Origin of the sequence: Psychrobacter phenylpyruvicus DSM 7000 = NBRC 102152 (assembly GCF_000685805.1) — a bacterium.
GTDB classification, from domain to species: domain Bacteria; phylum Pseudomonadota; class Gammaproteobacteria; order Pseudomonadales; family Moraxellaceae; genus Psychrobacter; species Psychrobacter phenylpyruvicus.
Window position 1 is genome coordinate 18,384 of sequence record NZ_JMKP01000016.1, and the last position, 12,166, is coordinate 30,549.

General features: G+C 40.4%; 10 protein-coding genes. All 10 read left to right on the forward strand.

From position 1 onward, the window contains the following. Window positions 1–83: 83 nt before the first annotated feature. The 10 genes from hemE (at window position 84) to G561_RS0107660 (ending at window position 12,151) form a co-directional block, all read left to right on the forward strand. Window positions 84–1,190: a uroporphyrinogen decarboxylase gene (gene hemE / locus G561_RS0107615; RefSeq protein WP_037031969.1), complete on the forward strand. Its 1,107-nt coding sequence runs from the start codon at window positions 84–86 to the stop codon at window positions 1,188–1,190. Between the two features lie 316 nt (window positions 1,191–1,506). Beyond that, window positions 1,507–2,574, forward strand: coding sequence for an N-acetyl-gamma-glutamyl-phosphate reductase (gene argC / locus G561_RS0107620; protein WP_028859006.1), 1,068 nt, complete (start codon window positions 1,507–1,509; stop codon window positions 2,572–2,574). A 287-nt stretch (window positions 2,575–2,861) separates the two neighbouring features. Further along, on the forward strand, window positions 2,862–3,644 hold the full coding sequence (locus G561_RS0107625; protein ID WP_028859007.1) for a hypothetical protein: 783 nt from the start codon (window positions 2,862–2,864) through the stop codon (window positions 3,642–3,644). Window positions 3,645–3,707: 63 nt separating this feature from the next. Then, a complete protein-coding gene (gene clpS, locus G561_RS0107630; protein ID WP_028859008.1) occupies window positions 3,708–4,148 on the forward strand; it encodes an ATP-dependent Clp protease adapter ClpS in 441 nt (146 codons plus the stop codon). 347 nt (window positions 4,149–4,495) lie between these two features. Continuing rightward, window positions 4,496–7,048 carry an AAA family ATPase gene (locus G561_RS0107635; RefSeq protein ID WP_028859009.1) on the forward strand — a complete coding sequence of 851 codons (2,553 nt, stop codon included), beginning with the start codon at window positions 4,496–4,498 and terminating at the stop codon, window positions 7,046–7,048. 147 nt (window positions 7,049–7,195) lie between these two features. Continuing rightward, window positions 7,196–7,936 (forward strand): uracil-DNA glycosylase, encoded by a 741-nt coding sequence (locus tag G561_RS0107640; RefSeq protein WP_037031970.1) that lies wholly within the window; start codon window positions 7,196–7,198, stop codon window positions 7,934–7,936. A gap of 93 nt (window positions 7,937–8,029) precedes the next feature. Next, window positions 8,030–8,578, forward strand: a complete 549-nt coding sequence (gene tadA, locus G561_RS0107645; protein WP_115342946.1) for a tRNA adenosine(34) deaminase TadA — start codon at window positions 8,030–8,032, stop codon at window positions 8,576–8,578. 346 nt (window positions 8,579–8,924) lie between these two features. Next, entirely contained in the window at window positions 8,925–9,629 is a 705-nt protein-coding gene (gene cmk / locus G561_RS0107650) for a (d)CMP kinase (RefSeq protein ID WP_028859012.1), read from the forward strand. Between the two features lie 191 nt (window positions 9,630–9,820). Then, entirely contained in the window at window positions 9,821–11,503 is a 1,683-nt protein-coding gene (gene rpsA / locus G561_RS0107655; RefSeq protein ID WP_028859013.1) for a 30S ribosomal protein S1, read from the forward strand. A 348-nt stretch (window positions 11,504–11,851) separates the two neighbouring features. After that, complete coding sequence (locus G561_RS0107660) at window positions 11,852–12,151, forward strand: integration host factor subunit beta (RefSeq protein WP_028859014.1); 300 nt, start codon at window positions 11,852–11,854, stop codon at window positions 12,149–12,151. The last annotated feature ends 15 nt before the right edge of the window (window positions 12,152–12,166 follow it).

A 12,166-nucleotide genomic window follows, 5' to 3' on the forward strand; every position in this document is an offset into this window, starting at 1 on the left:
CTAGGTAATAAATACCATTGATAGGTAATAAACAGTTCCACCTATCCATTTTAATTATAATTTAGGACTTTAAAGAGATAATAATGTCTATAATGAATTCTGATTCTGTTAACAACCCTCACAACTTTGCTCCGCTGAAGAATGATCGCTTACTTAAAGCGTTACGTTTTGAAGAAGTGGACATGACGCCTGTATGGATGATGCGCCAAGCCGGTCGTTATCTTCCAGAATACAAGGCTACGCGAGCAGAAGCTGGGGATTTCATGAGTCTGTGTAAAGACACTGCGCGTGCGACAGAAGTTACGATGCAGCCTTTACGACGTTTTGATTTAGATGCGGCCATTTTATTTAGTGATATTTTAACCATTCCAGATGCCATGGGTTTAGGCCTGTATTTTGAAACTGGAGAAGGCCCAAAGTTTAAGCGTACATTGCGTACCGAAGCGGATTTTAACCAGCTTGAACCATTTAAGGCTACTGACTCTTTAAGTTATGTTATGGATGCCGTTACCAGTATCCGCAAAGAGTTAAATGGCTTGGTTCCTTTATTTGGATTCTCAGGTAGTGCTTGGACTTTAGCAACCTATATGATTGAAGGTGGTAGCTCAAAAGATTATCGCTATACCAAAGGGCTACTTTATAGTAAGCCTGAGTTTTTGCATCAAATCTTAGATCATGTTACTACGGCCATCATTGATTACTTAGATGCACAAATTGTGGCCGGCGCGCAGCTTGTACAGTTGTTTGATAGTTGGGGTGGGGCATTAGCACACCGCCAATTTGAGGAGTTTTCGCATAAGTACAATAAGCGTGTGGTTGCTGAGCTTAAACAGCGCCATCCTGAAGTCCCTGTGGTAGTATTTACCAAAGGCGGCGGGTTATGGTTAGATATCCAAGCAGATTCTGAAGCGGATTGCTTGGGCCTAGACTGGACCATGCCATTAGACAAAGCTAGAGCTATTTTAGCGGAAAGCAATAAGCAAATTGCGGTACAAGGTAACTTGGACCCAGCCACACTTTATGGTTCGCCAGAGTCGATCCGTCAAGCAGTAAAAAATATGCTTGATGATGCTTATGCTGGTGGAGTAAAAACAGGTTATATAGCTAACTTAGGCCATGGCATTACCCAGTGGGTAAATCCAGACAATGCTAAAGTATTTATTGATGCGGTACATGGCTATAAACTATAAATAGTACCGCTAGCTATAAATATAGCTTGCTTTAAAACTAAAGTGATAAAAAAATAGGCTTATTTATATAAGCCTATTTTATAATGAGTTATTTAATAGAGAATTGACCTAAAATAAATTTAACTAATTACTACTAATATAGTCAGCTTTAATACATTGAATAGCTGAAGCGGATAACGTAAACTTTATAAGTTGCATCATTGAATATAAAACAATGATTATATTTAATTGATCTATATTTAATTTATCTAAGTTAGATTAAGTAGTAAGAAGGACTTTATTTAATCGGCTTTTAATCAATCAGATAGGATGGGATATGTTACAAGCAGCCATTATTGGTGGAACGGGATACACAGGCGTTGAGCTTATAAGATTATTATCTTCTCACCCGAAAGTGACTATCAAATGGTTAACTTCAAGAACAGAAGCCGGCAAGCCTGTCGCTAGTATTTTTCCAAGCTTAAGAGGCATATCTGATTTAACTTATAGTGACTTAGGAGAAGGGACGTTAGAAGCCCTTACTTCTTGTGATGTGGTGTTTTTTGCAACCCCTCATGGTGTGGCCATGCAGCAAGCTGAAGCGTTAGTAGCAGCTGGTGTAAAGGTTATCGATTTGGCTGCTGACTTTAGACTACAATCATTACAGTCTTTTGAGCAGTGGTATAAACATAAGCATGCTTGCCCAGAGCTACTAAAACAAGCTGCTTATGGCTTGCCAGAGATTAACCGTGAAGCCATTAAGAATGCAAAGGTTATTGGCAATCCGGGCTGCTATCCAACCACTGCAATCTTAGGTTTAAAACCTATTATCGAAGCTCAAAACGCTAAGGGCGAAGCGGTTATAGAATCCCGAATCATTATTGATGCGAAGTCTGGTGTTTCAGGAGCAGGGCGTCAAGCCAAGCTGAATCTAAACTATGCTGAAACCACAGATAATTTTAATGCTTATGGGGTGACAGGTCACCGTCATCTACCTGAAATTGAGCAAGGGGTTCATCAGTTACTACAAAGTAGATTTACCCACAACATTCGTTTTCTACCTCACTTAGTGCCTATGATTCGAGGTATGTTTACTACCATTCACTTGGGGCTTACGGATGCTGGTTGTGAGCTGGATTTGCAGCAAATTTATGAGCAAGCCTATCAAAACGAGAAATTCATTGATGTTTTACCAGCGGGCGAGTTCCCTGACACACGCAGCGTAAGAGCAAGTAATAGACTTAGAATCGCAGTACATCAAGATAATAGCACTAAATCTGCCACTATTTTGGTGGTACAGGATAATTTGGTTAAAGGGGCAGCAGGGCAGGCGGTTCAATGTATGAACGTCATGTTCGGATTTGACGAGTCTTTGGGTTTAAATCATGTTCCTGTGGTTCCTTAATTAGATATTTATGAGACTTGGTTACTTAGGGTAAGGGTCTATATTTTTATCTTAATTATTTTTTAGTTATAAATTACTTTTAGAATCAAAGATTTAAGGGTTGCTTGATAGTGCGATAATCTTATTTATTTAAGTTTTATTAGTAATCTATGACATAAACATTACATTGAAGCTAATGTGTTGTTAGTTATTAGTTGGAGATTTAGGTATAATACCTTGCCTTAAATCAGCCTTAGAACATGGCGGCTTAACTAATTGCCGATTCACAAGATACGAGTCTAGAATACATGTCCACCGAAATCAGCAAACCCACTGTGAAAAATGTGAAGCGATCATCTCAAGCTGTGATGAGTCCGCTGATATTGGTATTATTTGCGAGCGCAGTATTATTGACTGGCGTTATAGCCACTGCCTTTGGCCATAAATTTGGTTATTATCGAGGCTATCAGGCATCGCAAAATGATACGAAACTTAAAGGTGAAGCACAGCAACTAACTGCTGAGGATATCAAAAAGCTTAAACAGAACGTTCAATCATTAACCAGCCAATTAAATACGGCAAAACAAGAACGTGATATTAGTCTTAATAACTTAGGGCAAATGCGTCAAGATATTCAAGAGTTAGAAGTTAAGAACTTACAACTGATTCAGCTAAATGAGGTTTATGCTGATAGGGTAATAGAGCAAGGTGGCTTACCGTTACAAGTGATAGGGGCGATGATGGAGCCATTACCAGAGAATGCCTTTGAGTATCGCTTTGATGTGGCAATGTTGGCCAAAGATGGTCATCAACATCGCCTAAAACCAACTTTAACTTTATTGGACGAAGACAGCTTGGTTGAGGTCCCTCTAGAGCCAAGTACTTATGATATTAAAGGTGTTGCTCGTATTAGAGGCCGTTTTGTGATGCCAAAAGGATTTAGACCTAAGCAGGCTAAGTTGACTCTTGAATCTAATGGGCAGGAAGTTGAACAGATTTATAATTGGCAATTGTCTAGTCCAGTAGAGAAGATGCCACTTTCATTGTCGGAGGTTCCAGAAACCGATCAGCGCCCTGTCAAAGCGGGTTAAGGTAATACAGAATAACTCACAGTTATTGTTGATTGAACCAAACTTTTTACCAAATAGATTATTATGAAAAAAAGTACCGATATCACTATCATCTCTCAGTATAATCCGCATAGCTCAGCAGATTGGCATCATCCCGCTACTCTGCCTATTTTGCATCCTATCAAAACCCTGCCTTCTAAATTAATAGATGATGAAGTGGAAGAGGATGGCGAAGTAGAGGTAATGGTTGCTGATCCTGAACTTGCTGAGCCACCCATGTATGCCGTGGTCATGTATAACGATGACTACACTCCAATGGAATTTGTAGTGTACATTCTACAATCTGAATTTCGCCATGATACTACTAGAGCGGTTGAGATTATGCTAAATATTCATAACCAAGGTCGCGGTATTGCGGGTATTTATCCAAAAGATATTGCCGAAACCAAAGCCAAAAAAGTCAATCAAACCGCTCGGAAGGAAGGTTACCCTTTATTAACCCAAATTGAACCTCATCAAAGTTAATATTTCAGCTTTAATCGTAAATAATTATCTCCCCTAAAATCTATTTCTTCAGGCCTATATTTTGGCCAACTCCCCGATAACTCATTGAAATAAAGGCCTAAATCTTTGTTTGTTTTGAGTATCCGCAATCAATAACTTAACTAATGCGACTTGATATTTAGGGCATGCAACCCTATTTAGTTAATATGTGGCTAAGATCTAAGTTACAAAAAAACTGTGATATAAACAATATCATATCCATAAACTACCCAAACTCCCTGTTAACTTGTTATAGTTAACTGGCTTTCATAAATACTCTTATAAAGATCTTAGCAAATAAAAAATTACAATATTGACAGGACACCTCTATGTTAAGTCGTCATCTCGAAGTTTCCTTGCGTCTAGCCATGACATTGGCCCGACAAAAGTCACACGAGTATCTAACAGTTGAGCACTTATTGCTTGCTTTGTTAGAAAATAATAATGCCGCCACTACTCTGAAAGCTTGTGGGGCAGATATTGCAAGCTTACGCTCAGATCTTGAAGCTTATATCGAAAAACACACGCCAACCTTAGATGCTGATTTAGAGCAAACGCCTCAGGCTACTCAAAGCTTTGATCGCATCCTACAGCGTGCTATTTTCCATGTACAATCTATTGGTTCAGGTAGATTGGTACAAGGTTCAGACATTCTAGTGTCTATGTTCTCAGAACATGACACTTATGCAGTATATTTACTAAAAAAACAGGGCGTTAGTCGTCTTGAATTGACCCAGTACTTATCTCATGGCAATGAGGGAGATGAAACTCGGGATTCAGGTCCTGAGTCTGAGGCTGGGGAAGGCAAAGGAGCGAGACTAAAAAAAGATCCGCTGACTGAATTTGCTCAAAACTTAAACAAAAGAGCGGCAGAAGGCAAGACAGATCCATTAATTGGTCGCAGCAGCGAAATTGAGCGCACAGCTCAAGTACTGTGTCGTCGCCGTAAAAACAACCCGTTGTTAGTAGGCGATCCTGGGGTTGGTAAAACCTCTATTGCCGAAGGCTTAGCTTGGCTAATTATTAATAATAAAGCTCCTAAGCCGCTACAAGGCTGTGTTATTTATAGTCTAGACATAGGCTCTTTAATAGCCGGTACTAAGTATCGTGGCGACTTTGAGAAGCGTATGAAAGCGCTGCTTGATGCCTTAAAAGCCAAGCCGAATGCTATATTATTCATTGATGAAATCCATATGATTATTGGAGCAGGGTCTTCAATGAGCAGCAATATGGATGTGTCAAACTTAATTAAGCCGGCGCTGGCCAATGGTGAATTAAGATGTATCGGTTCTACCACCTTTACTGAATATCGTCAGGTTTTTGAAAAGGATCATGCTTTATCGCGTCGTTTCCAGAAGATCGATGTGAACGAGCCGAGCATTGACGACAGTATCGAAATTTTACGTGGCCTAAAACCGCGTTATGAAGAATTCCATAATGTGGAATACACCGATGCTGCGTTAGTAAGTGCGGTTAAGCTATCTGCTAAGCATATTCATGAGCGCTTTTTACCCGATAAAGCCATTGACGTGATTGATGAGGCGGGTGCTTATAAGCGTTTAGGTATTACGCCGGAAGCGGATCAAGTGGAAGATGAAAATCAGCTAATTGATGAGCTTAACAATACCAAAAGCTCAGATTTCGAGTCTGATATTGAGGCTGAAATTGAATCGGACGAACGTAGTTTGGCTCAGGAATTAGAATCTAACCTTCATAAAGAAGAGTCATCAGAAGCTAAAACCTCGGACAACTCAGATAGCAGTGAAGAGTCGGAGAGCGAAGAGTCGAAGAAGGCTCGTCCTGCGCCAACGGTTATTGATGTAGAAGATATTGAAGCGATTATCTCTAAATTGGCTCGTATTCCACCTAAGTCTGTGTCTAATGATGACAAGTCATTGTTACAGCACTTAGAGCGTGATTTAAATCGTCTGGTATTCGGTCAAGATGAAGCCATTAAAACCTTATCTGATGCGATTAAATTATCAAGAGCCGGTCTGAAATCTTCAGACAAGCCGATTGGATCCTTTATGTTTGCTGGTCCAACAGGGGTTGGTAAAACGGAAGTTTCTAAACAGTTGGCTAATCTATTGGGTATTGAGCTGGTACGCTTTGATATGTCAGAGTATATGGAGGCGCATACAGCTTCACGCCTAATTGGTGCTCCGCCAGGTTATGTGGGCTTTGATCAAGGTGGCTTATTAACCGAAAAAATCAATCAGCATCCGCATTGTGTGTTGTTGCTAGATGAGATTGAGAAAGCTCACCCAGATGTCTTTAACTTGTTACTACAAGTGATGGATCATGGATCGCTAACCGATAACAATGGCCGCGTAGCTAGCTTCAAGCAAGTTATCTTGATTATGACCACCAACGTTGGGGCTGAAAACATTAGCCGTGCCTCAATGGGCTTTACGAAGCAAGATCATAGTAAAGACAACACTGAAGCGTTGAATAGAGTGTTTACTCCTGAATTCCGTAACCGCTTGGATGCGATTATTCAGTTTAACCCTCTAGATCCGTCAATTGTTATATCAGTGGTAGACAAGTTCTTAGTTGAGCTTCAAGCACAGCTGGATGACAAGCAAGTGGTATTAGAGATTGATGATGCGGTGCGTGAGTACTTAGCAGACAAAGGTTATGATCGTCTGATGGGAGCTCGCCCAATGCAGCGCTTGATTCAAAATGAAATCAAGAAACCACTGGCTAACATGGTGTTGTTCGGTGACTTATCAGAGGGCGGGGCAGTTCATGTCACCTTGAGTGATGAGCCCTTTGAAAGTCCGCTTGATAGCGATGATAAAGCTGCTGCTGAAGGTAGCCGTATCCTACTAACCGTGGTAGAAAAACACGGACAGCGTGGTGTTGAATACGCTGAAGGCTAGGTCTTGACAAGATGCTGCTGATATAATCGTTGTAATTTTATTGTGGTATTGCAAAAAAGAGGTTAGCCCAAGGTTGACCTCTTTTTTTATCCTAATATTAAGGTCTATAATGACCCTGAAATTTATAATTATATAAAGAGTATCCTTATGCAGTTATTTGACTCCGATCAACCGCAAAAAAGTGAAGCTGAAAAGCAAGCCATATTAGCACGAGTACAAATGCCTGAAGACTGGAAGTTGGCACTGGCAGATGAGCTGACCTCGCAGAATATGGATAATTTACGAGATTTTTTGAGGCAGGAGTATGGCTCTGGTAAAAGTATCTATCCTAAAGCCAGTCAAATGTTCAATGCATTTAATCTCACCCCATTGTCAGAGGTGAAAGTGGTGATTTTGGGACAGGATCCCTATCATGGACCAGGGCAAGCTATGGGTCTGTCATTTTCTGTGCCTAAGATGATTCCGATGCCACCCTCACTACGTAATATTGTGAAAGAAATGGCAGATGATATTGGTACCGTTCCGCCCAAGCATGGCGATTTAACCCATTGGGCAAAGCAAGGCGTACTGCTGTTAAATGCCTCTTTGACGGTGCAAGAGGGTAATGCCGGTAGCCACCAAGGCAAAGGTTGGGAGCAATTTACCGATGCGGTAATCGATGTGGTGAATGAGCAAACCTCAAATACGGTGTTTATCCTGTGGGGCAGTAAGGCTAAGCTTAAGGGCAAGTTCATTGATACTGAAAAGCATTTAATTTTATCGGCGGTACATCCCTCACCGTTAGCAGCCAATAGAGGCGGCTTCTTTGGCTCTAAGCCATTCTCAAAAGCCAATGAGTATCTGGTGCAACATGGCAAAAAGGCTATTGATTGGCAATTGCCACAATAATTTTTTGGGAGTTTTAAGCTTTGCTTTAATTTATGCTTATGCTTTGTTTTAATGTGCAACCTGTGTAATAAACGCTGATTAAAAGCCAGATAAATGATTGATATAAAAAGGTTACCACCCCAGACTAAGCCCAGTAGTTATAGCGACTATTTGGCCACTGCCGACTATTGGCCACTCAGTGACGTTGAGTTTATGCAAGCAGCTTTAGCTTTGGCCAAAAAAGGGGCAGCTAGAGAAGAGGTTCCTGTGGGGGCAGTGCTGGTGCATGAAGGCCGTATTATTGGAGAGGGTTTTAATCAGCCCATACTGAGCTGTGATCCCACTTCTCATGCCGAAATAGTGGCGCTTCGAGAAGCCTGTAGTGGCATACAAAACTATAGATTACCGGCGAATACGACGTTATATGTTACTTTAGAGCCTTGTACTATGTGCCTTGGAGCATTAATACATGCAAGGCTAGCAAGGCTAGTATTTGCCACACAAGAGCCGCGGGCAGGTATGGTGGGCAGTCAGTTGAACTTAACGAAAATGGATTTTTATAATCATAAGATCGAGGTAAGCTTTGGTTTATTGCAGCCGGATAGCCAAAAAATATTAAAATCTTTTTTTAAAGCAAGGCGCAATAAAAAAAAGAACAAATAGTTTAATAAAACAATTAGCTTAAATAAAAGCGGTTTTATAAGATAAATAGGGAATAGAGCTGCTGATAAAAATTAACGCTAATTTTGTGTATAAATCGTTAATATTATCTAGTGGTGTGCTTCTTTATTTGTTATAATCTTGCACTATTTGCGTTTACGGAGTTATTAATAGGTTTTTACTTAAGCTATTATCCAAAGCTTTACTCCCAATAACGCTAAAAATTGAGCATTTAATTGGCTAAAATAGCCAGTTATAATTAGTAAAAAAATAGCCAGTTTTAACTAGTAAAACTAGAGCTAGCTAATTTAGAACTAGCAAACTTAATGCAGCAGTAGGTGATAAAAAGATGAGCTTTCCTGTTATTACAATTGATGGCCCAAGTGGCGCAGGAAAAGGCACACTTTGTTTGAAGCTGGCTCAAGCATTAAATTATCGCTTGCTGGACTCCGGAGCGCTTTACCGTATTGTTGGCTTAAAAGCTTTTGAAGCGGGTTTGTTGGCGGAGCAAGAATTGACAGCGCTAGATGAAGATAATATTGCCACATTAACTGCGCAATTAGATATTGAATTTATCCCACGCGATAGTGGTGAAGTTGATATTGTAGTAGATGGTACTAGTGTCGCCGGCGAGATAAGAAATGAAACCGTGGGCGGTTATGCTTCACGAGTGGCTGCTTTACCCAAAGTAAGGGCAGCACTATTAGCGCTACAACAGAATATGGCTAATCACTCAGGTCTTATTGCTGATGGCCGAGATATGGGAACGGTAGTTTTTCCTAATGCAGATGCCAAAGTATATTTGACGGCCAGTGCAGAAGCTAGAGCTGAGCGCCGAGTAGCACAGCTGGAGCAAGCAGGACAGCATGCAGATTACGAAGCTATCTTAAATAGCATTAAACAGCGTGATGAGCGCGATGAAAAGCGCAGTGTTGCTCCTTCAAAGCCAGCTGAGGATGCTTTGTTATTAGACAGCTCCAAATTGGATGCTGAAGAAGTTTATATAAAAATTAAAAAATTCTGCCAAACCAAGGGTATTTGTTTTAGCGAATAAGCTAAAGTTAGCAAATTAGGCAGTAAACCAAATAGCCATTCACTGTAATGGATCGGTTTGGTTTTTCCCCTATAAATTAATCGTTTTTATCAAATGAGAATCAAAAGAGTAAAACCAGCGTCAATCTTTTATTCTCATTAACTTGAACCGTACTGTGCTGGACAGGATACGGCTATATTAAGGTAATCATAATGGAATCATTTGCTGAACTATTTGAAGCGAGTCTAGAAGAGCAGGGTCTTGATATTGAGCGTGGCTCAGTTATCAGCGGTGCTGTTGTAGCAATCGATAGCGATTGGATTACAGTTGACACTGGTTTAAAGTCTGAGGGTGTGGTAGCTCGTGAAGAGTTCTTAGACGAAAATGGCGAGCTTGAAGTAGCAGTGGGCGATAGCGTTGATGTTGTTGTTGAAGCTGTTGACAACGGTATGGGTCAAACCTTACTGTCACGTGAAAAAGCAAAACGTGTTGAGACATGGAATGCGCTTGAGAAATTATTTGAAGGCGATGAAATTGTTAAAGGTATCATCTCAAGCAAAGTAAAAGGTGGTTTTACTGTTGATGTTGGTTCAGTACGTGCTTTCTTACCAGGTTCATTAGTTGATGTTCGTCCAATCCGTGACACTACGCACCTTGAAGGCAAAGAACTAGAATTCAAAATTATTAAACTAGACCAGAAACGTAACAACGTAGTTGTTAGCCGTAAAGCGGTTATGGAAGCTGAAAACTCAGCTGAGCGTGAAGAGCTACTTAATAAGCTTGAAGAAGGTATCGAAGTTGAAGGTATCGTTAAAAACCTAACTGACTACGGTGCATTCGTAGACTTAGGTGGTATCGACGGTCTACTACACATTACTGATATGGCATGGCGCCGTATTAAGCACCCATCAGAAGTTGTTGAAGTGGGTCAAGATCTTAAAGTTAAAGTACTTAAGTTTGACCGTGAGCGCAACCGCGTAAGCCTAGGTCTAAAACAACTAGGTACAGATCCTTGGGATAACGTAAGCGGTACTTACCCAGTAGGTAGCATCGTTAAAGCTCGCGTAACTAACCTAACTGATTATGGTTGTTTCGCTGAGATCTCTGACGGTATCGAAGGTCTAGTACACGTTTCAGAAATGGATCACACTAACAAAAACATCCACCCATCTAAAGTAGTTCAGATTGGTGACGAAGTTGACGTTATGATCCTAGATATCGACGAAGAACGTCGTCGTATCAGCTTAGGTATCAAGCAAACTCTACCAAACCCATGGGAAGAGTTCGATAAGAAATATGACCGTGGCGATAAGTTAACTGGTACTATCAAGTCAATCACTGACTTCGGTATCTTTATCGGTCTTGACGGTGGTATCGACGGTCTAGTTCACCTATCTGATATCTCTTGGAACGAAGCTGGCGAAGAAGCTATCCGTAACTACAACAAAGGCGACACTGTTGAAGCTATGGTTCTATCAGTTGACGCTGAAGCGAATCGTATCAGCCTAGGTATCAAGCAGTTAAGCTCTGATCCATTCAACGAGTACCTAGTAGCTAACGACCGTGGTTCAATCGTTACTGGTACTGTTAAAGAAGTAGATGCTAAAGGTGCCGTAATCACCTTAGCTGACGAAGTTGAAGGTTACTTACGTGCCTCTGAAATCCAGCGTGACAAAGTTGAAGATGCTACTAAGCACTTGAACGAAGGCGACACTGTTGAAGCGAAAATCATCAGCGTTGATCGTAAGTCACGTGGTATTAGCTTATCAATCAAAGCTAAAGACGAAGCTGAAGAGCGTCAAGCTATTAAAGAGCTTGGTAGCACTCAAGCAGCTCCAGAAGCACAGCCAAAAACTATTGGTGACTTAATCAAAGAGCAAATGCAAGAAGACTAATCTTTGATAAATAACTAATAGCTATAAGCTGTTAAAAAAAAGGAGTACCTTCGGGTACTCCTTTTTTGTACTCAGTTTTTGGGAATTATTTGCTATTTTTTTATAAATTTGAATAATAGTTCCACAGATGCCGTAACTTATGATTTAATATCAATATGCTATGAGATGTGCTAATTTGTAAAGCATAAGGTATGTCTTAGTTTTGCAGTGCTATTTTGTAGTTCGCTAAAATAGCCATTATGATATAAGTGATGGTATTTGCTTATAAGGTTGTTAGACGACTTTATAAGGTTGTTAAAGGACTATATCTTTAAAGGTATTTCAACTAATAATTAAGGTCACAAGGATATGACAGAAGTTATAAATAAATCAGATTTAATTCAGGATGTTTCTGCGCGTTGCGACTATATCTCTGATACAGATGTCGATGAGGCAGTTAGAGAGATTATTGATCTGCTTTCTGAAAAACTAATTGAAAACAATCGCATTGAAGTTAGAGGGTTTGGAACTTTCTGTTTACATCATCGGGAGGCTAGACAGGGCCGTAATCCTAAGACAGGAGAGACGGTTATGGTGCCACAAAAATCCATTCCTCATTTTAAACCGGGCAAAGCGTTACGTGAAGGTGTTAATGATAAATGGATGTAAACGTAATAGGTTTAA

Coding starts and splice junctions, on each gene's coding strand:
- clpS (WP_028859008.1), top strand. CDS start 3,708: ATGAAAAAAAGTACCGATATCACTATCATCTCTCAGTATAATCCGCAT.
- tadA (WP_115342946.1), top strand. CDS start 8,030: ATGATTGATATAAAAAGGTTACCACCCCAGACTAAGCCCAGTAGTTAT.
- hemE (WP_037031969.1), top strand. CDS start 84: ATGTCTATAATGAATTCTGATTCTGTTAACAACCCTCACAACTTTGCT.
- G561_RS0107625 (WP_028859007.1), top strand. CDS start 2,862: ATGTCCACCGAAATCAGCAAACCCACTGTGAAAAATGTGAAGCGATCA.
- rpsA (WP_028859013.1), top strand. CDS start 9,821: ATGGAATCATTTGCTGAACTATTTGAAGCGAGTCTAGAAGAGCAGGGT.
- argC (WP_028859006.1), top strand. CDS start 1,507: ATGTTACAAGCAGCCATTATTGGTGGAACGGGATACACAGGCGTTGAG.
- cmk (WP_028859012.1), top strand. CDS start 8,925: ATGAGCTTTCCTGTTATTACAATTGATGGCCCAAGTGGCGCAGGAAAA.
- G561_RS0107660 (WP_028859014.1), top strand. CDS start 11,852: ATGACAGAAGTTATAAATAAATCAGATTTAATTCAGGATGTTTCTGCG.
- G561_RS0107640 (WP_037031970.1), top strand. CDS start 7,196: ATGCAGTTATTTGACTCCGATCAACCGCAAAAAAGTGAAGCTGAAAAG.
- G561_RS0107635 (WP_028859009.1), top strand. CDS start 4,496: ATGTTAAGTCGTCATCTCGAAGTTTCCTTGCGTCTAGCCATGACATTG.